We start from the raw sequence: 24,575 nt of genomic DNA, 5'->3' as shown, positions 1-24,575 counted from the left end.
CTCCGGCGTCACGACGACTTCACCAGCCCGGAGAACCCTGCGACCGCGAGCAGGCTCAGCGCCCAGCCCACGATGGACTGAAGGTAGAAATAGCTGATGGCGATCCGCCCGCCGGGCTTCGTCGGGTTCGGCCGCCAGAATGAGCGCTGGCCCATGTCCAGCACCGGCAGGAGCGTGTCGAGCGAATACATCCAGGGGCTGAAGGCGGGGTAGCTCGAGGCTTCCCAACGCTGCCGGAAGCAGGCGAGCTGGGTCTGGCCCGGCGCCGCCAGCCCCTGTGACGCGCCGCCGGCGACAAGCTGCCGCTGCTCGCCCCGCTCGATGCCGCACAAGGTCCATTCCGGCGCGCGCAGCACGACGGCGCTGTTGGGCATCACCGCGCCCTGGCGTTCGGCGTAGGCGAAGACGGCCACGCCCAGGAGCCAGAAGAAGACGAGCCAGACGAGGGCGAACAGCGGCCGGCGGCCATAGCCGAGCGTGATGCCGAGAATGCCGTCGGACACGAAGAGGAGCGCCCGCCAGAGCGGGTTCTCCGCCCGCGCCCGGCGCGCCCGCCGCTGCAGCCGCTCCTTGATGACGAGCACGGAGCTGGCCTCCTCGCCATGTCCCATCTCGCGGAAGACCGCCGCGAGCTGCTCATAGGGCTGCGGCCAGAAATCCTCGCCCCAGCGTTCGGGCGCCTGGCGCGCCAGCCAGTCCAGGCGGCTCTCGGAATCGACCGGGCCGTCGATGAAGGCGCCATAGCGGCAGCGGTTGAGCAGGAGGTCGCCGCGCTTTGGCCAGCAGGCCGCCTCGTCATGGATCGTGCCGATCGAGGCGCCGGTGAGCGCGAGCATACCGTCCAAACGGGCCTCGCGGCGCAGGAAGAAGGCGCCCTTGACGACAGCCCGGCTCGCCTCGATCGCGGCTGCGCCAGGATTCTCGACGATGGTGCCGGAACAATCGAGATCGCCGGCGACGACCGAGCCGGTCAGGCGCACCTCGCCGACCGTGCGGGCGCTGCGCAGGACGACGCTGCCCTGGCAGGAGAGTTCGCTCGCCTCCAGCGCCACGCGCTCGAAGGCCGTGACGGTCGCCCCCGCCGCATCCAGATCAGCGGCCAGCACCGCGCCCGACAGGTTGATGCCGCCTCGCAGCGTCGCGCCATGGAGCAGCACGTTGCGGGCCTCCAGGCTCCGGCCCAGCAGGACATAGCCGTTGCGTCCGCGCATCGTCGCCCCGGCGCATTCGAGATTGCCCCCCAGGCGGGCCTGGTCGAGATTGACCACGCCGTCGATCTCGGCTGCCCGCAGATAGACGCCGCCGCGGGCCTCAAGCCGCTCCGCCTGCAGGCCGGGGAGGCGCGAGCCGTCGAGGAAGAGGCGGTTGATGATGGCGGCGCGCAGGATCGGCGGCGCCTCGAAATGACAGTCGTTCAGGCCGATGTCGCGGAAGACGCGGCAGGCCTCGAGGTCGAGGACGCCCGACACCCAGGCGCCGCGAATGAGGACGCCCTTCTCATGTGGCCGGCAGCCCGCCTCGCCGCCCAGGATCAGGAAGCGCAGGAAGGCGGCGCGCACCGTGCGTGCCGGGTCCGGCTGCGTCGGCCGGGCGCCGTCTCCCAGCCCGTCGAATTCGCCGGACTGGAGCTTGGCGACGATCTCCTCCTCCGCCGGAAGCAGCGGCCGGAAATCATCGAGGCGCGCGGCCGACACCGCCCAGGCGGCGGCTTCGACACCAAGGCTCCAGTCCAGGCTCACGCCGTCGCCAGCCCTGCGTTCGCCGCAGCCAGTCCACGGAGAGAAGCGATTCCGGATACTGCGGACGCCCCCGAAGACAGGCAGCGACGCAGGACCGGGTGCCGAAAGTCTTGCTCATGCATCGCGCTCCCTCCCTCGATGGCCATGACGTCACGAGCCCGCGAGCGCCTGGCGGCCGCGAAACCATGCGGACGCTAGCAACACCGGCGGGAACACGGATCAGTCCAGAATCCCAACTCTGGGCTGCTCATCTCATTTGTAGGCGCTGGCTCGCCCGAGCCATGCCGCACCTGCGGCTGCAAGAGCTCCCATCCCAGCGACCTCGACCTGCGCAGCAGCCAGGCGGCATGCCTCCGACAGGCTCGATCGGCCAACTTTGAGACAGACAACCAAACTCTGGGATTCCCTGCCGATGCGTTCCCGGCAGCCGGGTTCAATATTCGCGGTCGGAATTCGGAGCTCAGTCGGCGCCTTCACCGGACAGCAGGTTACCACCCGCCGGCCGCAATCCTATCGCTGAAAGCTCCGGCTCCAGGGGGAATACCATGACGAGCGCCAGCGCTGCACCGAAGACGACCATGCAGAGGTTCCTCGACACGGTCGAGCGGGTCGGGAACATGGTTCCGCACCCCGTCGTCATCTTCCTGATCCTGATCGGCATCGTCATCGCGCTGTCCGCCGTGCTGGGGCTGTTCGGCGCCGCCGTCACCTTCGAGCGGATCAACCCCGACACGCACAAGGTCGAGACGGCGAGCACCGCGATCCGGAGCCTGCTGACCATTGACGGCATCCGCTTCATGTATTCGTCGCTGATCCCGAACTTCATGAGCTTCACGGCCGTCGGCCTGATGATCGTCGCGATGATCGGCGCCGGCGTCGCCGAGGAATCCGGCCTCGTCACCGCGCTGATCCGCAAGCTGGTGATCGTCTCGCCAAGCTGGGCGCTGACTTACATCCTCTCCTTCGTCGGCATCATCGCCAGCATCGCGGCCGATGCCGGCTACCTCGTCCTGATTCCGCTGGCAGGCATCGCCTATCTCGCCGTCGGCCGCCACCCGGTAGCCGGCCTGGCGCTGGGCTTCGCGGCGGTCGCCAGCGCCTTCACCGTCAACATGCTGATCAAGCCGCTCGACGCGGTCCTGGTCGAGTTCACCAACGATGCCGCGCGCCTCGTCGATCCTAACCGCACGATCGGCCTTGCCTCCAATCTCTGGTTCTCGATCGCCTCGGTGCTGTTCCTGACCGTCATCATCGCCTTCATCACCGACCGGATGATCGCCCCACGCCTCGGCCCCTACGATCCGAAGCTGGCGGCCGAAGGCACCGTCACCGAGCAGGGCGCCGTGCTCTCCGAGGCGGAATCGCGCGGGCTTCGCTACGCCGGGCTCGGCCTCTTGGCGCTGATCGCGGTGTTCTGCCTGCTGACGCTGCCGTCAGGCGCGCCGCTGCGCAACCCGACGACCGGCGAGCTGATCGGCAACTCGCCCTTCATGAACGGCCTGATCGCGCTGATCATGCTGATGTTCCTGGTCACCGGCTGGGCCTACGGCATCGGCGCCGGCACCCTGAAGACGCTGCCCGAGGTGATCGCCGCGATCGAGAAATCGATCAAGAACATGGGCGGCACGATCTTCCTGTTCTTCGTGCTCAGCCAGTTCGTCGCCTATTTCACCTACACCAATATGGGCACGGTGATGGCGCTAAGCCTGTCGGGCGCCCTACAGGCCGCCAATATCGGCGCGCTGCCGCTGCTGCTCGGCTTCATCGTGGTGGTCGCGCTCATCGATCTGCTGCTCACCGGCGCGATCGCGAAATGGGCGATCTTCGCTCCCGTCTTCGTGCCGCTGCTGATGAAGCTCGGCGTCGAGCCGGAAGCGGTGCTCGCCGCCTATCGCATCGGCGATTCGCCGATGAACGCGATCACGCCGCTCAACGCCTATTTCGCCCTCGTAGTCGGCTTCATCCAGAGATACGACCGCAATGCCGGCGTCGGCACGGTCGTCTCGCTGATGCTGCCCTATGTCGTCTGGATGTTCGTGCTGTGGACCGCGCTCTTCGCCGTCTGGAAGATGCTCGGCCTGCCCTGGGGCCTTTAGAACCCGCTCACCAGCCTTTCGCCAATCCAGCCCTCGGAGGCAGATCATGACCACCCCCGCCATCCCGCTCGATGTCGAAGCCGCCATCGCGCACCTGACGCGCTTCCTCTCGGTCGAAGGCGTGACCGGCAAGGAGGCAAACATCGGCAAAGCGGTTGTCGAGGCGCTCAAGGCTGTCGGCGTCCCAGCTTCGGCGATCCGGTTCGACGATGCCAACACGCGGATTCCGCTGCCGACCGAGACCGGCAACCTCATCGTCGACCTGCCCGGCACCAAGGCCGGCCCTCGCCTGCTGTTCTCGACCCATCTCGACACCGTGCCGCTCTGCGCCGGCGCCAAGCCGAAGCGCGAGGGTGACCGCATCGTCTCCGACGGCACCACGGCGCTGGGTGGCGATGCCCGCACCGGCGTCGCGCTGCTCGTCGTGCTGGCGGAGACGCTGATCAAGCACAAGCTGCCCCATCCGCCGATCACCCTGCTCTTCACCGTGCGCGAAGAGAGCGGCCTGCACGGCGCCCGCGAGCTGAACCCCAAAGATCTCGGCGGCGCCGCGATGTGCATCAATGTCGATGGCCAGCTCGCCTCTGAGCTGCTGATCGGCGCGGTCGGACAGGAGAACTGGGAGGTCGAGATCACCGGCAAGGCCTCCCATGCCGGCGTCGCGCCCGAGAAGGGCATCTCGGCGACGCTGGTCGGCGCGATCGCGATTGCGGAAGCCCGCCGCGAGGGCTGGTTCGGCAAGATCGTCAAGCCCGACGGGCGCGGCACCAGCAATGTCGGCATCTTCGGCGGCAAGGGCGGCACGGTCGCCGCCGGCGACGCGACCAATGTCGTCACCGACTACGCCTATGTCCGCGGCGAGGCGCGCAGCCCCGAGGCGGCCTTCGCCAGCAGGATCGCCGAAGCCTTCAAGGCCGCCTTCGCCAAGGCCCAAGGCGAGGTCAAGGACGATGCCGGCGAGACGGCGAAGATGACATTCACCCACAAGCCGGCCTATCCGCCCTTCGAGCTCGCCAAGGATTCGCCCGTGGTGGCACGCGCCACCAAGGCGCTCGGCATGCTCGGCATTGAGCCGGTCTATCTGTTCTCCAATGGCGGTCTCGACGCCAACTGGCTCGACAAGCATGGCGTGCCGACGATCACGATCGGCGCCGGCCAGGCCGAGATCCACACGATCAAGGAATATGTGAACCTGACCGAATACGAGAAGGGCTGCCGCCTCGGCATCCTGATGGCGACGATGGCAGACTGAGACTCCAAGCAGACCCTGCGACCGAGCAAGCCCCACAAGGAACCGCCGCGTGAGCCCGATCGCCTATACCGGCCTGATCATCGCGATTGCCGTCGTCCTGTTCATCACGAACAAGGTGCCGGTCGTGCTCGTCGCCATGGGCACGGCGCTCGGCCTCTGGGCGACGGGCGTGCTCACCCTGCCCCAGGCGCTCGCCGGCCTCGGCGATCCCGCGGTGATCTTCATCGCCTCGCTCTTCGTGGTCAGTTCCGGACTGGAAGTCACCGGCGTGACGGCCTGGGCCGGGCAACTGCTGATCAAGGGCGCGGGCGAGGAAAGCCGGACGCGCCTCCTGCTGCTGATGATGGGGCTGGTCGCGCTCCTGGTCGCGCTGATCAGCCTGAACGGCGCGGTCGCGGCGCTGCTGCCGGTCGTCGTCGTGATCGCGGTTCGGCTCAAGCGCAATTCCTCGCAATTGTTGATGCCGCTGGTCTTCGCCGGCCATGCCGGCTCGATGCTCGCCTTGACCGGAACCCCGGTGAATGTGCTGGTCTCGGAAGCGGCGCTCGATGCCGGCGTCGGCGGCTTCGGCTTTTTCGAGTTCGCGCTGGCCGGCATTCCGTTGCTCGCCGGCACGATGGCGATCATCATCCTGTTCGGCGAGAAGCTGCTACCGCAGCGCAACGGCGCGACCATGCCGGCCGACTTCAGCCGCCACGCCAGGACGCTGGTCGAGCAATACGGCCTGGCGAGCGGTGTCCATCAACTGCGCATCCGCGCGACCTGCCCCTATGTCGGCATGCCCTCCAGCGCGCTCGACCTCGGGCAATGGCCGGGGCTCCAGCTCGTCGCGATCCAGGACGGCGACACCGCCGGGCCGCTGCGCCGTACCGCGATCACCGAGGGCGACCATCTTCTGCTCCGCGGCGATGCCGAAACCGCCGCCAGCTTCGCCGCGCAGATGCATCTCGCCTTCCGCGAGGAAGGCGCCGGCGACAGCGAGGAGACCCTGTTCAACCGCCGCTCGGGCCTGGCCGAGGTGGTGATCCCGCCGCGCTCCGGCCTGATCGGCCAGAGCGTATTCCCGGGCATGGTCACGCCGAGCGGCGACCTGATCGTCCTCGCCGTCCAGCGCGGCGCAGGCGAGGTCCAGAGCCCTGGAGGAACAAAACCGGCCGGCGTTGCGCTGCAGGCCGGCGACACCATGCTGCTGCAAGGCACCTGGAAGGCGCTCGACACCCATCTCGACGATCCCGATGTCCTCGTCGTCAGCTCGCCGGAGCTGGTCCGGCGCCAGGCCGTGCCGATGGGTCCAGGCGCCAAGCAGGCGATCGTCATCCTGCTGGCGATGGTGGTGATGCTGGCGACCGGCGTCGTCCCCTCCGCCGTGGCGGGCCTGCTGGCGGCCGGCGCCATCATCCTCTGCGGCATCATGAGCGTCGAGCAGTCCTATCGCGCGATCAGCTGGACCACCGTGATCCTGGTCGGAGCGATGATGCCGCTCTCCACCGCGATGATCGAGACCGGCGCGGCGAAGATGCTGGCCGACCACCTCGTCAGGCTGGTCGGCGATGCCGGTCCGACGGCGCTCCTCGCCGGGCTGTTCGTGTTGACCGCGATCCTCGGCCAGCTGATCAGCAACACGGCGACGGCGCTGATCATCATTCCGATCGGCGTCGCCGCAGCAGCCAGCATGGGCATCTCGCCGCGCCCGGTGCTGATGAGCACGGCCGTCGCCGCCGCCGGCGCCTTCCTGACGCCGATCGCGACGCCGACCAACCTGATGGTGATGGGACCGGGCGGCTACGTCTTCAGCGATTACTGGAAGCTCGGCCTGCCGCTGCTGATCTGGTTCTTCGTCGTCGCCGTCTTCATCGTGCCGCTGATCTGGCGCTTCTGAAGGACGGCAGCTCGTTCACAGCTCCCAGACCGCCATGCGGGCATTCGCCCGCACCCCGCCGAGATGGCGCCGCAGCGCATTCTTGGCGTTCTCCCCATTACGGTCGAGCAAGGCGGCGACGATGACCTCGTGCTCGCGATGATAGACGGCCCACTTATCCGGCGAGAAGCTGCCCTCCTTGAGGCGTAGCCAGCTGCGGCTGTCGCGCGCACCGCTGAGGCGCTGCCCGAGCTCAGCGAAGAGGCGGTTGCCCGTCGCGTCGAACAGCGCCTGGTGAAACGCCCGGTCGGCCGCCTCCGCCTCCTGCCAGCGCTCGACCCTCCCGCCTTGGGCGACGATGGCATTCAACTCCTCCAGCCGCGCATCCGTGGCGCCGAGCACGACGAGCTCCGCCAGCGACGGCTCGATGGCGAGGCGAAATTCCATGAATTCGGCCGGCGTCGGCAGCATCGGGGCATCCGTCGCCTCGGCGCGGGCACCATCGGCGACATAGGTCCCGCGCCCGACCTGGCGGATGATCCGGCCGTCGCGCTCCAGGGTGTCGAGGACGACCCGCACAGTCGAGCGCGACAGCCCGGTGATGTCGGCCAGGCTGCGCTCGTTCGGCAGCCGCTGTCCCGCCCGCAACTCGCCGCGCTCCAATGCGGCGAGGCATTGCTGCAACAGGTCGTCGCGCGAGGACGCGGCGCCGATAGGCCAATCCCTGCCGATGCGATCGCTCATGCTCGCGCCTCCCATATCCATACCAATCATACCAATTCAGGCATCGCAAGCCAGAATTTGATTATCCGAAATTCCCCTTTACAGCATTTGACCGCGTGCGTAACCTGACATGGTATGGATTGGTTCATACCAATGCGGCTTGCAGGCGAGCCTTGCGGGACGCGATCGAAGGAGTGCCCCATGACGTCCCCTCGCGATTGGACATCCCGGCCCCGTCGCGGCGCCAGCCGCCGCGATCTCCTCAAGCTGTCGACGGCCGCGCTGGCCTCCGTCGCGGCACCGTCGATCCTGAAGGCGCAATCCGGCGAGCTCGTCTTCGCGAGCTGGGGCGGCTCCTGGGAGGCGGCGATGCGCGAGGCCTGGTTCAAACCGTTCACGCAGAAGACCGGCATCACCATCCGGACCGTCTCGGGCAACGCCTATGGACGCATCCAGGCGATGGTCGAGGCCGGCAAGACCGAATGGGACATCGTCGAGGTACTGCCGGACTTCCAGTGGATCGGCCCCGAGAAGAAGCTGCTCGAGCCGATCGATTTCGGCGTCGTCGACAAGAGCCCGATCATGGCCGGTGCCGACCTGGTGACGCCCTATTCTGTGCCGCAGGTGCTGTTCTCGCGACTGATCGCCTACAACAAGAAGTTCTCGCCCGGCCCGACGACCTTCGCCGATGTCTTCGACACCAAGAAATTCCCCGGCAAGCGCGCCTTCTATGCCAAGGCGAACGGTGCGTTCCTCGAAGCCGCCCTGCTCGCCGACGGCGTCGCTCCTTCGGCGCTCTACCCGCTCGATGTCGAGCGCGCGCTGAAGAAGCTGTCGACGATCCGTGACGACATCCTGTTCTACGAGACCAATGCCCAGGCCGAGCAGTTCATCACCGATGGCCAGGCCGTGATCGGCCTCGTCCCCGACGGGCGGGCGCTGAGCGCCAAGAAGAACGGCGCGCCGATCGAGATCGCCAACAACCTCGCCTTCCTGACCTGGTCGGCCATGGTGGTGCCGAAGGGCGCGCCCCGCGCCAAGCAGGCGATGCAGTTCCTCGCCTTCGCGCTGACGCCCGACGCACAGGCCGCGATCGCCAAGGCCTATACCTATGGCCCCGTCGTGCCCAAGGCCTTCGAGATGATCCCGGCCGAGCGCGCCGCGATCCTCTCCGGCGGCCCGCAGATGAAGGACGCCGTCGTGATGGGCGAGAAATGGTGGGGCGCCAACCTCGCCGCCGCGACCGAAAAAGTGAACGCCTGGAAGCTTTCCTGAGCAGACCAGGATGATGGGAGCGGCGATGCCAGCCAGATTGCGCAGCGCCGTCCCGGCGGCCCTGATCCTGCCGGGTTTCCTGCTCGTCGCGGGCCTGTTCGTCTGGCCCGTCGCGCAACTGGTCGCGACCAGCTTCGGCGATCGCGCCGGTGCGCTCGTGCACTATGTGAAGATATTCACCGAGCCGACCTATCTGCGCGTCGTCGGGCGGACGCTGCTGCTGAGCGCGCAGACGGCGATGCTGTGCGTGCTGCTGGGCTACCCGCTGGCCTATCAGCTCAACCGCGCCGGAGGGATCGGCAAGGCGGTGATCCTGGTCTGCATCCTGATTCCGTTCTGGACCAATCTGCTGGTGCGGACCTATGGCTGGATCATCCTGCTCAACCCGCAGGGCGTCATCAACGGGCTCCTGCGCCAGCTCGGCCTGATCGAGGGGGCGGTACCGCTGGTCTACAACACCACCGGCGTGCTGATCGGCATGACGCAGATCATGCTGCCCTACATGGTCCTGCCGCTCGCGGCCGTGATGAGCCGGCTCGACCCGGCGGTGCTGCGGGCGGCGCGCTCGCTCGGCGCCTCGCCCACCCAGGCCTTCCTCAAGGTCTATGTGCCGCTGACGCTGCCCGGCGTGCTCGGCGGCTTCCTGCTCGTCTTCATGCTCAGCCTCGGCTTCTTCGTGGTGCCGGCGATCCTGGGCGGCCCGCGCGACCTGCTGCTCGCGCAGCTGATCGAATTCAACGTCAACCAGACGCTGAACTGGCCCTTCGCCGCCGCGCTCTCGACCGTGCTGCTCGCCGCCACGGTGACGCTCTACTGGATCGGCGACCGCTTCTTCGGCCTCGGTCGCCTGTGGGGTGCGCGATGACCAAGGGCCTCGGCAACGGCGTCCTTTCGAGTGCGGCGGGCCTGCTCTGCCTGTTCCTGATCATGCCGACCCTGATCGTCGCGCCGATCTCGTTCACGCAGACGGATTTCATCACCTTTCCGCCGCGCGGCTTCTCGGGGCGCTGGTATGAGGCCTTCTTCGAGCGGCCGGAGTGGTATGGCTCGCTGATCACGAGCACGATCGTCGCCGTCACCACCACCCTGCTCGCGACCCTGCTGGGCAGCATGATCGCGCTCGGGCTGGTGCGCCTGTCGCGCCGGGCCAACCGGCTGGTCAGCTTCTTCTTCCTGCTGCCGATGATCGTGCCGACGATCATCACGGCGGCCGCGCTCTATTCGCCCTTCGCCAAGCTCGGGCTGGTCGCGACGGTTCCCGGCCTCGTGCTCGCGCACACCATCCTGGCGCTGCCCTTCGTCGTCATCAACGTCTCGGCCGTCGCGCAGTCGATGGATTGGCGCATGGTCAACGCCGCCCGCAGCCTCGGCGCGACGCCGCTCGTCGCCTTCCTGCGCGTGACGCTGCCGGTGCTGGCTCCGGGCATTGCGGCCGGCGCCATCTTCGCCTTCCTGACCAGCTTCGACGAGGTCGTGGTCGCGCTCTTCGTCAGCGGCTCGGGCGCGACCACCCTGCCGGTGCAGATGTGGAGCGGCATCCGCTTCGAGATCAGCCCGATCGTCGCGGCCGCCTCCTGCCTGCTGCTGCTGGTGTCCTGCCTGCTGCTCGCCTTGTTCTGGTCCCTCAAGCGGAAATGATCCGATGACTGCAGACGCAACCGCACCGGTCGCTAAGCCGACCGTCCCGGCAGAGGAATTCGCCGAGCGCCGCCGGCGGGCTGTCGCGGCCGCCAGGGCGCGCGGGCTCGCCGGGCTCTTGGTCTGCTCGCGCGGCGGCGGCACGCTCGACCGCTATGCCGACGTGCTCTACCTCACGAATTTCTACACGCACTTCCCCTTCATCCCGGATTTCGAGGGGAACTGGTCGGCGCGCGCCCACACCTTCCTGATCCTGCCCGTAGACGAGGTCCCCGAGCTCGTCATCGACGTGCCCGACGACGGACGCATCCGGCTCGCCGACGGCCGCGTGACCTATTCCGATTTCGTGCTGGACGACGCCATCAAGGCGCTGAAGACGGCCGGGCTGGGCAATGCACGCATCGGCCTCGTCGGCGGCGACGTGCTGACCTTCACCATGCTGAACAAGCTGCAAGCCGCCCTGCCCGAGCTCGTCATCGAGCCCGCCGACGACGTGCTGATGGGCCTACGCTCGATCAAGTCGCCGGCCGAGATCGCCCTGCTGCGCCGCGCCTCCATGATCGGCTCGCGCATGATCGAGGCGATGATGGACGCTGCAGTTACGGGCGCCTCGCATGGCGACGTCGTCGCGGCCGGCCTGAACTACCTCGTTCCCGCCGGCGGCATGCTCTACAATTCCTTCATGGCCTCGGGCCGCGGCGGCGATCCCTCGCGCTTCGCCAAGAGCAACTTCCCGACCTGGGGCTCCGACAAGCGCCTCGCCGACGGCGACTGGATCCGGCTCGGCATCTCGGGCGCGGTCGACGGCTATGTCTTCGACCTCGCGCGCTCCAAGGCCGTGGGACCGGTCACCAACCGGCAGGTCGAGCTGTTCGAATCGGCCATCGCCAGCATCGAGGCGACGCTGGCCGCGATCCGGCCGGGCGCCACCGCCGGTGATCTCGGCGCAGCCGGTCTCGACAAGCAGAAATCCATGGGCTTTGCCGTCGACGGCGTGTTCTCGGCGATGGGCCATGGCATCGGGCTGGGCTGGGACGATCCCTGGCTGGCGCGCGGCGTCACGACGCCGATCGTCCCGAACATGGTGCTCTCGGTCGAGCGCACGATCATGCAGGACGGCTATCTCGGGGATTACGAAGAATCCGTGCTGATCACGCCGGACGGCTATGAGCGCCTGACCGACGCGACGACGCGCTTCTGGTGAGCGGCGGGACACGAGCATGACCGGCGCCGCCGTCCAGATCAGCCATCTCAGCAAGCGCTACAGCGATTTCGTCGCGGTCGACGATGTCTCGCTCGATGTCGCACCCGGCGAATTCGTCACCCTGCTCGGCCTCAGCGGCTCGGGCAAGACGACGACGCTGATGGCCGTCGCCGGCTTCGTCGACCTCGACGCCGGGCGCATCGCGATCGACGGCCGTGACATCGCAAGCCTCCCGCCCGAGAAGCGCGATCTCGGCGTCGTCTTCCAGAACTATGCGCTGTTCCCGCATCTCAACGTCTTCGAGAACGTCGCCTTTCCCCTGCGCATGCGCAAATGGGCCCAGCCGGCGATCGAGAAGGCCATCGGCCGTGTGCTCGAGATCGTCTCGCTCGGCCATCTCGCCACGCGCCGGATCGCCGAGCTGTCGGGCGGCCAGCAGCAGCGCGTCGCGCTCGCCCGGGCCCTCGTCTTCGAGCCGCCCGTGCTGCTGATGGACGAGCCGCTGGGCGCGCTCGACCGGAGTCTCCGCGACCAGCTCCAGACCGAGATCAAGCGCATCCAGCGCGATCTCGGCGTGACGGTGCTCTACGTCACGCATGACCAGGAGGAGGCGCTGGCGCTGTCCGACCGGATCGCCGTGATGGCGGAGGGCAAGATCTGCCAGCTCGCGACGCCCGACGAGATCTACGAGAACCCGGCCTCGGCCTTCGTCGCCGGCTTCGTCGGCGAATCGAACTTCATCGACGTGACGATGCAGGGGCAAGACGGCCCGCTCGCCACCGTCGCCCCGAAAGGCATCTCCGGTGCGCTGTTCACCGCGACCCCCTCGCCTGCGGCACAGCCCACGCAGGCACAGGCCGTGATGGCGATCCGCCCCGAGGCGCTGCGGCTTTCTGCCCTGCAGGATACGCCGCCCTGCAACGTCCTTCCCGGCCGCGTCGCCCTGCGCGAATTCATGGGAGCGACCGTGCGCCTGACCATCGATACCGAGCTCGGCCCGATGATCGTCCGCGACGGGCGCGTCAGCGAGGCCGCACGCTTCAAGGCGGGCGACACCGTCCGCCTCAGCTGGAACGAGCGGGACGCCCTGCTCTTCCCGCCGCGCTGACTAGAAGCCAACAAGCGAGCCCTCTCCATGCCGACGATCATCGACTTCAACGAGGCGAGCGCCGAGCCGCGCGACAGCGCACCGGCGCCCGAGCGCATCCTGCACGGCCAGCCGACCTGGCGCAGCTGGCTCTATCTCTCGGAGAACGGCATGACGAGCGGGCGCTGGGAATCGACCCCCGGCTGCTGGACGATCGCCTATGACAAATGGGAGTTCATGACGATCCTCTCCGGCCGCGGCGTGGTGCGCGGCGAGGACGGCTCCCGGACCGAGCTCGTGCCCGGCGCGACCCTCGTGATCAATCCCGGCTTCAAGGGGACATGGGAGGTGCTGGAGCCGATGGCGAAGCACTTCTTCGTGCGCCTGCGCTAACCATGAGCGACGGCGCCGCGACACTCGCCCAGCCCGACAGCCTGTGGCTCGCCACCGCCTCGGCGGAGCCCTTCGAGGCCTCGCCGCTCGCCGGCGAACGCAGCGTCGAGATCGCGATCGTCGGCGGCGGCTTCACCGGCCTGTCCGCAGCGCTGCATGCCGCCGAGATCGGCGCCTCCGTCGCACTTCTGGAGGCCGGGCCGATCGGCTATGGCGCGAGCGGCCGCAATGGCGGGCAGGTCAACCCCGGCGTCAAGCTCGACGAGGCGGCACTGTCGGCCCGCCATGGCGAGGCCGGGCGCGGGCTCTATCGCCTCGGGCAGGAGGCGCCCGATTTCCTCGCCGAACTGGTCGAGCGCCAGGGCCTCTCCTGCCGCTTCGCCCGGCCGGGGCTGCTGCGCCTGGCGCATCATCCCGCCGCCCTCGCTACCGTACGGCAGGCCGCCGCCGGGCTGCGCAAGGCCGGCATCGCCGCCCTGGATCTCGACGCGGCCGATGTCGAACGGCGCGTCGGCACGACACGCTATCTCGGCGGCCTCTACGATCCGCGCGGCGCCAGCGTCCAGCCGCTGGACCTCGCCCGGGAGCTGGCCCGCGTGGCCCGCAATGCCGGCGCGGAGCTGTTCCCGCACTCGCCCGCCCTCTCGCTGCGGCGCGAGGCCGGCCGCTGGCGCATCGCAACGTCCAACGGCGCGCTCTTCGCCCGCAAGGTCCTGGTCGCGACCAATGCCTATAGCGACGCGCTGGTGCCCGGCCTCGCGCAGTCTCTCCTGCCGGTGAACAGTTTTCAGATCGCGACCGCGCCGCTCGGCCCCGCGCATGCCGGCATCCTGCCCGGCGGCGAAACGGTCTATGACAGCCGCCGGCTGGTGCTCTATTTCCGCCGCAGCCCCGACGGGCGGCTGATGCTGGGCGGGCGCGCCTCGTTCCTCTCGTCGCGCGAGACCGCGCGCGACGTCGCCGATTATTCGGTGCTGGAAGAGGTGCTGCACGGCATCTTCCCGACACTGCGCGACGTGCCGATCACTCATCGCTGGACGGGACTGGTCGGCATCACCTTCGACTATTTGCCGCATTATCACGCGCTCGAAGACGAGTTGCATGTCATGGTCGGCTATAATGGCCGGGGCGTCGCGCTGGCCAACCGATGCGGCGCCTGGCTCGGCCGCAAGCTTGCCAGCAAGCCGGAGGCGATCGGCCTGCCGAACACGCCGGTCAAGCCCTTCCCCTTCCACTTCGCCCGAAGCGCCGTGCTCGACCTCGGCATGAAATGGAACCGCCTGCTCGACCGGTTCGGCCGATGATGTTGGCCAGGGTTCAGCGGCAGAGCGGGACCGGCGCCTATCTAATCACCGAGCCCAAGCCTGGATGGTCAGATTGAGGCCATAGCTGGAGTTCGTGGGCCAATCGCCCTTGGTCGACTTGCCGTATTTGAACTGGAACTTGCCCTCGCGAACCGGCGCCCAGGTCGCCAGGTTTGAGCGCACGCCGCCACCAGGCGATGTTTCAGTCGCCTGGCCGATATACCCAGCATCGGCAGGCTGATCGTCGGCGGGGTAAGCCCGAAAGGCGATGTTCAAATCCGCGGTCTCAGCCGCCTCGCCGTGGGTTATGATCATGATGCCGACAAGAAAGACGGCCTTGGCATCGCCCGGAATGCCGAGCTTACCGACCTCGACCGTGCACCATTTGCCAGCCGAACAGGCTTCAGGAAGATGCTCGCCGGTATGGGTATTGACGAAGATGTCGCCGCGGGAGACCGCAGCATCGTTGCGCACGTAGAATTCCGACATCCGCGTCCATTGCGGAGCAACGTCATCTGCCATCGCGCACAACGGCGACATCGCCAAGGCGGCAGCCGCGAGCCTCATCGCCATCGAATTCTCCCAAGGTCTGGAAGACAAACACGGTTGTTGGAGCCCAGTTCCAGACAGGGGCGCTTCTCTCTCGTCTTGGGCCAATGTTACCGTCGACCGCGACCGGAGGGCCTTCATTGCGAGCGAGATGGTGAGGCGGTGAAACTCCCCGCTGCCGAGCGGGATGGAGATCTTGAGGCCGGCGGCACGAGGCAGCACATCGGCGGGAATGCGCTGGGTGACCTGACTGTGGGAGGAGTCGCGGCGCGTCACTGAGCAGACCAGCCTGTAGAGCATTGATGCACACCGTTGTGACACGGTCGCATGGGCGCAAGGCTCTGGGAAGGCTTAAGTTCTTGAAGCTAAACAAGGCTCAAGAAAAATGGTGCCCAGGGGCGGAATCGAACCACCGACACTGCGATTTTCAGTCGCATGCTCTACCAACTGAGCTACCTGGGCATTCCGCGAAGCGCGCTGCGCTTCGGTTGGTCGAGGCGATATAGAGGGCTGGGCCCGGGCTGTCCAGCCGACAAACGATCCTGCCGGTGGGAAAATTTCGCCGTGACTCGCAAAGGCATGAAAACCGCGGTCTGTACGGCCCTTTTTCCAGGCTGACGTGAACGAAGCACCGGTCCGGCAGGCCGCGGGAGCGGCTCGCAGCGCCAGTGCCCAATAATCCTGGAACCAAAGCGCCGCGGCCGGGTTGATGCGGCGGCGCTGATCACAGCGCCGTGCCTACCGCCGATCTCGAGCAAGCCGCGGATGTACCGGCAGCTTGATCGCGCGGGAGGCGGAATTCGGGCGATGCGCCCTCCGGATAGTCCTGACCCGTCGCGCGGCCGGTCAGCGAATGGCCCGGCGTCTTCCTACAAGGGAAGCGCCGGGCCTTTCCATGTCAGACATCCTCGTCGCGCCGCATCGGCGCTTCCTCGGTCTCGTCCAGCGGCTCGCCCGGAATCACGTAACTACCCTTGAGCCAGCGGCCGAGGTCGATATCGGCGCAGCGCGACGAGCAGAACGGCTTGAAGCGCTGCGCGGCGGGCTTGCCACAGATCGGGCAAGGCCGCGCGGGCGGGACAGGATTCTCGGGTTGCTCAGGCGCCATATTGCAAGGTCACTCCGCCATCGACTGGAAGCTCGATGCCGGTGACATAGCGCGCTTCGTCGCTGGCGAGGAAGAGCGCCGCCCAGGCGACGTCCCAGGCCTCACCCATATGGCCCATCGGAACCTGCGAGTCGCGTTTGGCCCACATCGCCGCGACGTCGCCCTTGCCATAGGTCTGGGCGAGCCCGGCCGAATGCTCGACCATCGGCGTCTTCATCAGCCCGGGCAGCACCGCGTTCACCCGGATCTTCTGCGGCGCGTATTGGGCAGCCGTGGTGCGGGTGAGCTGGTTCATCGCCGCCTTGCTGGCGCCATAGCTGGCATAAGGCACGCCGGTGTGGCGGATCGAGGCGATCGAGGAGATGTTGATGATCGAGCCGCCCTGCCCGCTCTCAGCGAACTGGCGCTGCATCACCGGGATGACGTGCTTCATCGCCAGGAAGCAGCCGGTCAGGTTGACCCTGAAGACGCGCTCCCAGGTCTCCAGCGGCAGGTCGACGACGCTGCCGACCTCGGCGATGCCGACATTGTTGTCGAGCACGTCGATGCGGCCATAGGCCTTGAGTGTCGCCTCGACCAGCACGCGCAGATCATCCTCGCTGGTGACGTCGGTGCGGATCGCGAAGGCCTCGCCGCCCTCGCCCTTGATGATGCTCGCGGTCTCCTCGGCGGCTTCGAGATTTCGGTCGGCGCAGACGACCTTGGCGCCTTCGCGGGCGAACACGGTGGCGGTCGCCTTGCCATTGCCCCAGCCCGGGCCGATCGAGCCTGCCCCCGCGACGATCGTGACCTTGCCCTCGAGACGTTTCGTCATGGCGGTGTTCCCTGCCCTACACGTTTACTTGGTATGGGCGCCACCATCGGCACTCGCATCGGCCTGGGCAAGCGCGTGGCATGCACGCCGGCATGCGCTCCAGCGTTCTCAGGCGAGCTGCGCGGCCGCAAGCGCGATCGCCGTGGTGAGACCGACGACCAGCGCGAACCAGGGCCAGAGCGCGCGCAGCGCCTGCCCAGTCTCGGCGGTCGTCGCCTTGATCAGGACCTGGCCCATGGTGACGCGGACCGGGCTGACCGCCGTGAGCAGGCTGCCGGCGACGACCGCGGCGGCGATCACTGCGAGCCTTGCCTCGCCAGCCGGGACGAGCGCGGTGGCGAGCGGCATCGAGACGGCGCCGGCGCCGGTATTCGAGCCGGTGAGATAGCCGCCGAGCGCGCCCGCGACCGGCACGATCCCAGCCGACCAGGAGCCGAGCACGCCACTGACGGCAAGGCCGATGCCGCCGGCAAGGCCGGAGCCCACCATGATCCAGGCCATGCCGACGAGCAGGAAGGTCAGCAGCGCCGCGCGCCCGGCGCGCTGCAGCGTCAGCTTCATCAGGACTGCGGCCTGCTTGGCCCCGCCCCGGCGGACGGCGACGACAAGCGCAATCACGATCAATGGCAGGGCCGGCGAGAGCAGCGGCGCGAAGGCGGAGGCGTCAGCGAAAGGCTTGAAGGACGGGTTTTCCAGCCGGTCATGGATCGCCGGCACCAGCCGCATCAGCGCCAGCGCGACGACGAGGGCGATGTAGGGCGCGAGCCGCTCCAGCAGCGCACGGTCGAGCCCCGCAAGGCCCTTTACCCGCAGGAAGCGCAGCAGCATCACCGGGGCCAGAGCCGCGATGGCGGCGAGCTCCAGCGGCAGCGTGAGGTTGGCAGCGACGAGCAGGGCCATCAGCAGCGTGATCAGGCCAGCCCATTCGAGGCGATCGGCAAGCGCCGGCGGCAATCCGGCCTGTCGCGACAGGCGCCAGAACAGCGGCAGCAGCACCACACCGAGCAGCGCCGTCGCCAGCGCAATCCGCCAGATCAATGCCGCGAGCGACACGCCAGCAATATCGGCGCTGATCCGAGTGCCGATGCCGAGCGCGCCCCAGGGCACCAGGATCTGGCTGAAGGTGGCGAGCGCCAGTGCCGGCGCCTTGTCGACGCCGAGCCGACGAGCGCCGGAGACGGCGACGACATAGCCGACGCCGAAACCGGTCGAGGTTTCCAAGAAGGGGCCACGCAGCAGGCAGGCCTCGGCGAGCGAGTCGTGCTCGGGACGAGCCTGGTCAGCATCGCCGCTCGCCTTCTCCAGGCTGAGCGAGAAGGCGAGGCCGGCGACAATGACCAGCGTCGCCGGCAGGCCGATCCAGGCGCCGGCGGCGAAGTGCCGAGCGATTGCAGCCGCGTCCGGATGGTTGGGACCAGCCGCGTAGGCGACGAGCGCGGCGCAGAGCGTGCCGACGAGACCTGCGGTCAGCGCCGAGCGGCCCGAGAGAATCAGACCGAGGAAGAGGATCAGCGGCGAGAGCCAGACCAGGATCATGGCCGCGCGGCCTGCCCTCGGTCAGCCGACATTCAGCCAGCCGAGACGGACCGGAAAGCCCTCGCCGCCGAGCAGGTTGACCGTCTCGTAGAGCGGCAGGCCGACCACACCGGTATAGGAGCCCACGAGCTTGACGACGAACGAGCCGGCGATGCCCTGGATGGCATAGGCGCCAGCCTTGCCGCGCCATTCGCCCGAGGCGAGGTAGTTTTCGAGATCGTCGCTGGAGAGCCGTTTGAAGCGCAGCCGCGTCTCGACGATGCGCTCGCGAATGCCGCCCGAGGGCGTCGCCAGCGCGACGCCGGTATAGACCCGGTGTGCCCGGCCGGAGAGCAGGCGCAGGCAGGCGGCGGCCTCGTCGACGATCTCGGCCTTGGGCAGGATCCGCCGGCCGACCGCGACCACGGTGTCGGCGGCGAGGATATAGGCACCTTCGAGATCGGTCCGCCCCTTCAGCCCGGCGAATCCGGCTTCAGCCTTGGCGCGGGCGAGCCGGCGGGCGAGATCGCGTGGGCGCTCGCCCTTGAGCGGGCTCTCATCGAGATCGGAGGGCAGCAGCGCGTCGGGCTTGAGGCCGGCCTGTTCGAGCAGGGCAAGGCGCCGCGGCGAGGCCGAGGCCAGGACCAGCTTGGGCCGCCAGCCGGGCGGCTTCTGGGAGCTGAAGAGATTCAAGGCGTATCGGCTCGCTGCGCGTCGAGGGCGAATGGTCCGCTAGGCTTTAGAGCATGTCCCGCCGATCTGGGAACCACTTTCGCGATCGGAGCCAGTCCCGGCGGAGCCGGCGGCGAGCCCCGCATCTCCTGTGCACTGTACACAATTCGAAAGCCGGCATGCGCTGCTTTGGATTGTGCTAAGCTGTTCAGCTTGCCACAGTCGGCAAGCGGGCGTGGCGGCGACCCGCAAGGTTTGGCCCATGCGGCCCCTTCTCGTCACCGGAGAGCTTTCGCCATGGCGTCACGGACTCGATCAGGCTCGACTGTCGCACTGGCGGCGGACGCGCAAAGCGTTCTCGCCAAGATGACGGCGATGCAGGTCGACGCCGCGCTCACCATCGCGATGCGGCTGCCGATCCTGGCCAAGGGCGCGCTCGGCGACGCCAGGGGCCAGCGCGAGGCGAGCAAGGCCGTGGTCGAGAAGGCCGCCGCGATGGCGGAGAGCAGCTTCGCCCTCGGCCATGCCGCGGCGCTGTTCTGGTGGAGCATGGCGCTCAATCCGCTGACACCGAACGGACTCGGCGAAGCGACGGCGAAGGCGGTCCACAACACGCTGGAGCCGTTCTCGCGCCGCACCCGCGCCAATGCCAGCCGGCTGGCGGGGCGCTCGCGGTAGGGCCGCCACCGCGTTTCAACTACTCAGCCACGTTTCCGGATCGCGCCGGCCATGCACAACACGGATCACGTCGATGCCGTGCCCCTCTTCATGATAGAGGACGAGATAGCTGCCGAACGGAAAGAAGCGTAGGCGCAGACTGATTTCCGGCCTGAGCACTCCGGTTCCAGGCATATCGCCCAGCCTGTGAAAGTGCTCGTAGAGATCATCGAGCCATTTGCGAGCTGCAAACGGACTATCGGCATTGATGTAATTTGCGATGGCTTCGATATCCGCTTCGGCACGAGGCAGGACGCGGAAGCTCATCTGATCTCAGCCCGCCTCTTGACCAAAGAGGCGATTGCGGATGCGGGCAAAGACGACCTCGCCATCGACCGGCTCCCCACTCGCCAGCCCCTCCTCATAGGCCTGCTTCAGCCGGGCGATCTCCAGCTCGCGCAATTCCTCGCGCTGCTCCCAGAGCCTGAGCGCATCCCGCACGACCTCGCTGTTGGAGGCATAGGCGCCACTCTCGACGGCCTTGCTCAGGCGCGCGAGCTGCTGCGGGGAGAGAGAAATGGTGAGGGGGCGCATGGTGTCGGATTTCATGCCGGCAGGATAACGCGCCTCACAATTCCTCACAAGAACGCATAAGACGCCCGGTCATCACGCCTGCGGCGGAGCTTCTTCGCCAGCTGGGATCGGCTCGACAACCGGGTTGCCGGCCGGAACCGCCGCTGCATGCTCGCGCTCCAGCTTGCGGTAGCGCGCGACGCTGACCGGGATCAGCGCGAGATAGGCGACGACGATCAGCGTCAGCATCTCGAAGGGATAGGCGAAGAGCAGCCCGGCCACGACGACGACCGCGACGAAGATCGGCAGCACCTGGTCGCGCGGGATGCGGGTGCCGAGCGTCTTGCCGGCATAGCAGGGGATGCGCGAGATCGTCAGGAAGGCGATGAACAGGATGTAGAGGCCGACGAAGGGCGCGCCATAGTCCTGCACGGGAACGCCGATGAACTGGAGATACAGCGGCAGCATCGCCGTGATCGCGCCTGCCGGCGCCGGCATGCCGACGAAGAAGTTCTTCTGCCATTCCGGCCGGTTCGGATCGTCGATCATCACGTTGAAGCGCGCGAGCCGGAGCGCCATGGCGCAGGCCAGCGTCAGCACGATGATCCAGCCGAACGACTTCAGGTCGTGCAGGACGAAGACCCAGAGCACATAGCCGGTGGCGACACCGAAATTGACGAAGTCCGAGAGCGAATCGAGCTCGGCGCCAAAGCGCGAAGTGCCCTTGAGCAGGCGCGCGAGCCGGCCGTCGACACCGTCGAGCGCCGCGGCGATCAGGATGCAGATCGTCGCGGTCTCGAGCTTGCCCTCGACGACGAGGCGCATTGCCGTCAGGCCGAGGCAGAGCGCCAGCAAGGTGATGACGTTGGGCGCGATCAACCGGAACGGGATCGGCTTGAAGCGCGCGCGCTTGGTCTCGACGCGCTCGGGCTCGAAAGGCGGAAAGAGGTCGCTCATATCAGCCGGAATACGCGGTTTTCAGATGGGAGGCTAGCGCGCTCGGTCGGAACGGAGCGGCGTCCAGACTGAGATACCGCGTGGCCGCAGCAGCAGCTCAGGCAAAGCAGCGTGCCAAGCGTCGCGGTAGGGTCGCTTGATCTGAACGTCGAGCACCTCGCGGTGATCGGCCCAAGTCTCATGTAGCAGGAAGCGGTTCTCATTCTCAGGATCGACGTGCAGCGTCGCATCCTGGAACGTCTCCTCGGCACGCATGGCGTCGAGGACGTCGTTCAGCAAACCGAGAAAACGCTCCCTTTCCGCCGGAACAACTTGGAATTCGATCAGATAGGTGACGCTCACCGCTTCCTCCTCCCGGTTTGGAACTGAGTCGGCGGATGGACTTGTCAATTCGACGGCGGTCCATCGCGGGGCGGCGTCTAACGCAACCGAGGCTGAGCGCAACTACCTCTGACTTTATTGCGCCCTGAAAGCCCGGGCGATGTCGTTACCCGAGAAATCCGCCAGCACGGTCTCGCCGGCGATCGCGGTCTGGCCTTCGCCGACCAGCGGGACGACACCCTGCGGCAGGTAGACGTCGACGCGCGAGCCGAAGCGGATCAGGCCGAAGCGCTCGCCCTGGCCGAGCAGATCGCCCTCCTTGACGAAGGGCACGATGCGGCGCGCGATCAAGCCGGCGATCTGAACGACGGCGATGGTACCGGCCGGCGTCTCGATCGCCAGCGCATTGCGCTCATTGTCCTCGCTCGCCTTGTCGATCTCGGCATTGAGGAAGAGGCCGGGCGTATAGGCCATCTTGATCAGGCGGCCGGCGACCGGGCTGCGGTTCACATGGCAGTCGAAGACGTTCATGAAGACCGAGATGCGCGTCATCGGCTCGGCCGGCAGCTCCAGCTCCGGCGGCGGCACGGCAGTGGCGATCTGGCTGATGCGGCCATCGGCGGGCGAGATCACCAGCCCCTCGCGCTGCGGCACGATGCGGACGGGATCGCGGAAGAAATAGCAGATCCACAGCGTGATCAGCGTGCCGATCCAGCCGAAGGGTCCCCAGAGCTGGCCGAGCACCAGCGTCGCCACCACGCCGATGGCGATGAAGACATAGCCTTCCTTGTGGATCGGCACGATCGTCCGGCGGACGGAGTCGACGAGAGACATGGGCGGTAGTCCTGTTGCTCTTGTTGGCGCGGTGCGCGCATCTGGCAGCGTCTTCGCGGCGGGGTTGAGACCGCAAGATGGGCAAGCTGTTTAGGCTTTTACGGGCTTTTGCGAAAGAGGCGCGCGGACGGCGCGACAATCAATCGCTTATCCCACCGCCCCCGCCGCCGCCCTCCCCGCCACGCGCCCCGAGAAGATGCAGCCGCCGAGGAAGGTGCCTTCCAGCGCGCGATAGCCGTGCAGCCCGCCGCCGCCGAAGCCGGCAGCCTCGCCGGCCGCATAGAGTCCCGGTACCGGCTCGCCATCCCCTCCCAGCACCTGGGCCGAGAGATCGGTCACCAGCCCGCCCAGCGATTTGCGCGTCAGGATGTTGAGGCGGACCGCGACCAGCGGGCCATGGGCCGGGTCGAGGATGCGATGCGGTTTTGCCGTGCGGATCAGCCGGTCGCCGAGATAGGCGCGCGCGCCGCGCAGCGCCGTCACCTGCAGGTCCTTGCCATAGGGATTGTCGGCGTCGCGATCGCGCGCCTCGATCTGCGTGCGCAGATGCGCCTCGTCGATCAGCCCGACACCACCGAGCTCGTTCATCCGGGAGACCAGCCGCGAGAAATCGGTCTCGACGATAAAATCCTCGCCCTTGTCCAGGAAGGCCTGGACCGGCGCCGGCATGCCGGCCCTGGCGCGCTGGATCACCTGGCGCCAACTCTTGCCGGTGAGGTCGGGGTTCTGCTCGGAACCGGAGAGTGCGAACTCCTTGGCGACGATGCTGCGGCTGGTGACGAACCAGGAATGGTCGAAGCCGGTCCTGCGCAGATGTTCCAGGGTGCCGAGCGTGTCGAAGCCGGGAAAGAGCGGCACCGGAAGGCGGTTGCCGCGCGCATCGAACCAGAGCGAAGACGGGCCGGGCAGAATGCGGATCGCATGCGCCGGCCAGATCGGCGCCCAGTTGGCGATGCCCTCGACATAGTGCCACATCCGGTCGCCATTGATCAGCCGGCCGCCGGCCGCCTCGGCGACAGCGAGCATGGCGCCATCGACATGGGCCGGCACGCCGGAGAGCATCCGCTGCGGCGGCTCGCCGAGGCGCTGCGGCCAGTTGCGGCGGACGAGCTCGTGATTGCCGCCGATGCCGCCGGAGGCGACGATCACAGCCTGGGCCCGAATCGCGAAATTGCCGGTCACGGTGCGCGAACTCGCCTGCCCGCGCCCGACCGTACTCTCCTCAAGAACCTCGCCCTCGACGCCGTCGACAGCGCCGCCGCTGCGCGTCAGGCCGGTGACGCGGTGGCGAAAGCGCAGCTCGATGAGCCCCTTCGTTTCAGCTTCCGCGACGCGGCGCAGAAACGGTTCGAGCACGCCCGGGCCCGTGCCCCAGGTGACATGGAAGCGCGGCACGGAATTGCCGTGGCCGGTGGCGAGATAGCCGCCGCGCTCGGCCCAGCCGACGACCGGGAACCAGCGCATGCCCTGCTGGTGCAGCCAGCTGCGCTTCTCGCCTGCGGCAAAGTCGAGATAGGCCTCGGCCCACGCTCTGGGCCAATGGTCCTCCTGCCGGTCGAAGCCGGCCGAGCCGAACCAGTCCTGGCGGGCAAGGTCGAGCGAATCCCTGATCCGCAGCCGCCGCTGCTCAGGCGAATCGGTCAGGAAGAGCCCGCCAAAGGACCAGTACGCCTGGCCGCCCAGCGAGGCCCGCGGCTCCTGCTCGACGATGATCACCTTGCGACCGGCGTCGGCCAGCTCGGCCGCGGCGACGAGGCCGGCAAGGCCAGCTCCGACGATGACCACATCCGCATCGAGCGCCATGCACCCTCCCCGCTGCCGGATTCCCGTTGCGGTTGAGCTTGCCGAGAAATTGCCGGACCGCAAGGGCGCGGTCCGGCGGTGATATGGGCGCCTACGAAACGGTGGCCTTGTTGAGGAGCACCTCCCAGGCGACCAGCTCATTTAATATTTGCCGCAGAATGGTCTCGAAAGATCTTGGAACGCCTGGCTCTCGCGGCAGTTCT

General features: G+C 67.7%; 24 protein-coding genes and 1 tRNA gene. 11 read left to right on the top strand and 14 right to left on the bottom strand.

From position 1 onward, the window contains the following. Nucleotides 1-8: 8 nt before the first annotated feature. The gene (locus tag AC3WLC_RS20450; protein ID WP_493685746.1) at nt 9-1,739 is read right to left on the bottom strand and encodes a hypothetical protein; all 1,731 of its coding nucleotides are present in this window, start codon (nt 1,737-1,739) and stop codon (nt 9-11) included. Nucleotides 1,740-2,284: 545 nt separating this feature from the next. On the opposite strand from AC3WLC_RS20450, the gene AC3WLC_RS20445 reads away from it, so the two are divergent. Genes AC3WLC_RS20445 through AC3WLC_RS20435 form a run of 3 tightly spaced genes read left to right on the top strand, consistent with a single transcriptional unit; the run spans nt 2,285 to nt 6,966 of the window. Continuing rightward, nucleotides 2,285-3,835 carry an AbgT family transporter gene (locus tag AC3WLC_RS20445; protein WP_493685745.1) on the top strand — a complete coding sequence of 517 codons (1,551 nt, stop codon included), beginning with the start codon at nt 2,285-2,287 and terminating at the stop codon, nt 3,833-3,835. Nucleotides 3,836-3,881: 46 nt separating this feature from the next. Beyond that, nucleotides 3,882-5,087, top strand: a complete 1,206-nt coding sequence (locus AC3WLC_RS20440) for a M20/M25/M40 family metallo-hydrolase (protein WP_493685744.1) — start codon at nt 3,882-3,884, stop codon at nt 5,085-5,087. Between the two features lie 49 nt (nt 5,088-5,136). Further along, nucleotides 5,137-6,966 carry an SLC13 family permease gene (locus tag AC3WLC_RS20435; RefSeq protein ID WP_493685743.1) on the top strand — a complete coding sequence of 610 codons (1,830 nt, stop codon included), beginning with the start codon at nt 5,137-5,139 and terminating at the stop codon, nt 6,964-6,966. A gap of 15 nt (nt 6,967-6,981) precedes the next feature. On the opposite strand, the gene AC3WLC_RS20430 is transcribed toward AC3WLC_RS20435, so the two are convergent. Beyond that, nucleotides 6,982-7,689, bottom strand: a complete 708-nt coding sequence (locus AC3WLC_RS20430; RefSeq protein WP_493685742.1) for a FadR/GntR family transcriptional regulator — start codon at nt 7,687-7,689, stop codon at nt 6,982-6,984. Between the two features lie 180 nt (nt 7,690-7,869). Here AC3WLC_RS20430 and AC3WLC_RS20425 point away from each other — a divergent pair, with 180 nt between their 5' ends. From AC3WLC_RS20425 to AC3WLC_RS20395, 7 genes are read left to right on the top strand one after another with little or no spacing between them, the layout of a single operon-like run. Then, nucleotides 7,870-8,943 (top strand): ABC transporter substrate-binding protein, encoded by a 1,074-nt coding sequence (locus AC3WLC_RS20425; protein WP_493685741.1) that lies wholly within the window; start codon nt 7,870-7,872, stop codon nt 8,941-8,943. 25 nt (nt 8,944-8,968) lie between these two features. Further along, nucleotides 8,969-9,808, top strand: a complete 840-nt coding sequence (locus AC3WLC_RS20420) for an ABC transporter permease (protein WP_493685740.1) — start codon at nt 8,969-8,971, stop codon at nt 9,806-9,808. Then, complete coding sequence (locus AC3WLC_RS20415; protein WP_493685739.1) at nt 9,805-10,581, top strand: ABC transporter permease; 777 nt, start codon at nt 9,805-9,807, stop codon at nt 10,579-10,581. Before AC3WLC_RS20420 ends, AC3WLC_RS20415 begins: the two co-directional genes overlap by 4 nt. Nucleotides 10,582-10,585: 4 nt before the next feature. Beyond that, a complete protein-coding gene (locus AC3WLC_RS20410; protein WP_493685738.1) occupies nt 10,586-11,785 on the top strand; it encodes a M24 family metallopeptidase in 1,200 nt (399 codons plus the stop codon). 16 nt (nt 11,786-11,801) lie between these two features. Continuing rightward, the gene (locus AC3WLC_RS20405; protein ID WP_493685737.1) at nt 11,802-12,893 is read left to right on the top strand and encodes an ABC transporter ATP-binding protein; all 1,092 of its coding nucleotides are present in this window, start codon (nt 11,802-11,804) and stop codon (nt 12,891-12,893) included. 27 nt (nt 12,894-12,920) lie between these two features. Beyond that, nucleotides 12,921-13,265 (top strand): cupin domain-containing protein, encoded by a 345-nt coding sequence (locus AC3WLC_RS20400; protein WP_493685736.1) that lies wholly within the window; start codon nt 12,921-12,923, stop codon nt 13,263-13,265. Between the two features lie 2 nt (nt 13,266-13,267). Beyond that, nucleotides 13,268-14,569: an NAD(P)/FAD-dependent oxidoreductase gene (locus tag AC3WLC_RS20395; protein WP_493685735.1), complete on the top strand. Its 1,302-nt coding sequence runs from the start codon at nt 13,268-13,270 to the stop codon at nt 14,567-14,569. A gap of 45 nt (nt 14,570-14,614) precedes the next feature. On the opposite strand, the gene AC3WLC_RS20390 is transcribed toward AC3WLC_RS20395, so the two are convergent. The 6 genes from AC3WLC_RS20390 to AC3WLC_RS20365 form a co-directional block, all read right to left on the bottom strand. Further along, entirely contained in the window at nt 14,615-15,418 is an 804-nt protein-coding gene (locus tag AC3WLC_RS20390) for a hypothetical protein (RefSeq protein WP_493685734.1), read from the bottom strand. Nucleotides 15,419-15,504: 86 nt separating this feature from the next. Beyond that, nucleotides 15,505-15,580: transfer RNA gene (locus tag AC3WLC_RS20385), tRNA-Phe, on the bottom strand. Nucleotides 15,581-16,016: 436 nt separating this feature from the next. Continuing rightward, nucleotides 16,017-16,226, bottom strand: coding sequence for a DNA gyrase inhibitor YacG (gene yacG, locus AC3WLC_RS20380; RefSeq protein WP_493685733.1), 210 nt, complete (start codon nt 16,224-16,226; stop codon nt 16,017-16,019). Beyond that, a complete protein-coding gene (locus AC3WLC_RS20375; protein ID WP_493685732.1) occupies nt 16,216-17,040 on the bottom strand; it encodes an SDR family NAD(P)-dependent oxidoreductase in 825 nt (274 codons plus the stop codon). Before AC3WLC_RS20375 ends, yacG begins: the two co-directional genes overlap by 11 nt. Nucleotides 17,041-17,148: 108 nt before the next feature. Beyond that, a complete protein-coding gene (locus AC3WLC_RS20370; RefSeq protein WP_493685731.1) occupies nt 17,149-18,576 on the bottom strand; it encodes an L-lactate permease in 1,428 nt (475 codons plus the stop codon). 21 nt (nt 18,577-18,597) lie between these two features. After that, nucleotides 18,598-19,248 (bottom strand): Maf-like protein, encoded by a 651-nt coding sequence (locus tag AC3WLC_RS20365; protein ID WP_493685730.1) that lies wholly within the window; start codon nt 19,246-19,248, stop codon nt 18,598-18,600. Between the two features lie 276 nt (nt 19,249-19,524). On the opposite strand from AC3WLC_RS20365, the gene AC3WLC_RS20360 reads away from it, so the two are divergent. Then, nucleotides 19,525-19,905, top strand: a complete 381-nt coding sequence (locus tag AC3WLC_RS20360; protein ID WP_493685729.1) for a hypothetical protein — start codon at nt 19,525-19,527, stop codon at nt 19,903-19,905. A 15-nt stretch (nt 19,906-19,920) separates the two neighbouring features. Here the strand turns inward: AC3WLC_RS20360 and AC3WLC_RS20355 are convergent, their stop codons facing one another. The 6 genes from AC3WLC_RS20355 to AC3WLC_RS20330 form a co-directional block, all read right to left on the bottom strand. After that, entirely contained in the window at nt 19,921-20,211 is a 291-nt protein-coding gene (locus AC3WLC_RS20355; protein WP_493685727.1) for a type II toxin-antitoxin system RelE/ParE family toxin, read from the bottom strand. 6 nt (nt 20,212-20,217) lie between these two features. Continuing rightward, nucleotides 20,218-20,478 carry a type II toxin-antitoxin system ParD family antitoxin gene (locus AC3WLC_RS20350; protein ID WP_493685726.1) on the bottom strand — a complete coding sequence of 87 codons (261 nt, stop codon included), beginning with the start codon at nt 20,476-20,478 and terminating at the stop codon, nt 20,218-20,220. 72 nt (nt 20,479-20,550) lie between these two features. Continuing rightward, nucleotides 20,551-21,414, bottom strand: a complete 864-nt coding sequence (locus tag AC3WLC_RS20345; protein WP_493685725.1) for a CDP-alcohol phosphatidyltransferase family protein — start codon at nt 21,412-21,414, stop codon at nt 20,551-20,553. Between the two features lie 33 nt (nt 21,415-21,447). After that, on the bottom strand, nt 21,448-21,756 hold the full coding sequence (locus tag AC3WLC_RS20340; protein ID WP_493685724.1) for a putative quinol monooxygenase: 309 nt from the start codon (nt 21,754-21,756) through the stop codon (nt 21,448-21,450). A 114-nt stretch (nt 21,757-21,870) separates the two neighbouring features. Next, the gene (locus AC3WLC_RS20335) at nt 21,871-22,569 is read right to left on the bottom strand and encodes a phosphatidylserine decarboxylase (RefSeq protein ID WP_493685723.1); all 699 of its coding nucleotides are present in this window, start codon (nt 22,567-22,569) and stop codon (nt 21,871-21,873) included. A gap of 147 nt (nt 22,570-22,716) precedes the next feature. Next, on the bottom strand, nt 22,717-24,372 hold the full coding sequence (locus AC3WLC_RS20330; RefSeq protein WP_493685722.1) for an FAD-binding dehydrogenase: 1,656 nt from the start codon (nt 24,370-24,372) through the stop codon (nt 22,717-22,719). Nucleotides 24,373-24,575 lie beyond the last annotated feature (203 nt).

Source organism: Allobosea sp. GW821-FHT03A12 (assembly GCF_058986765.1).
The sequence above is the reverse complement of the archived record's forward strand: the minus strand, read 5'-3'. Positions and strand labels throughout refer to the sequence as shown.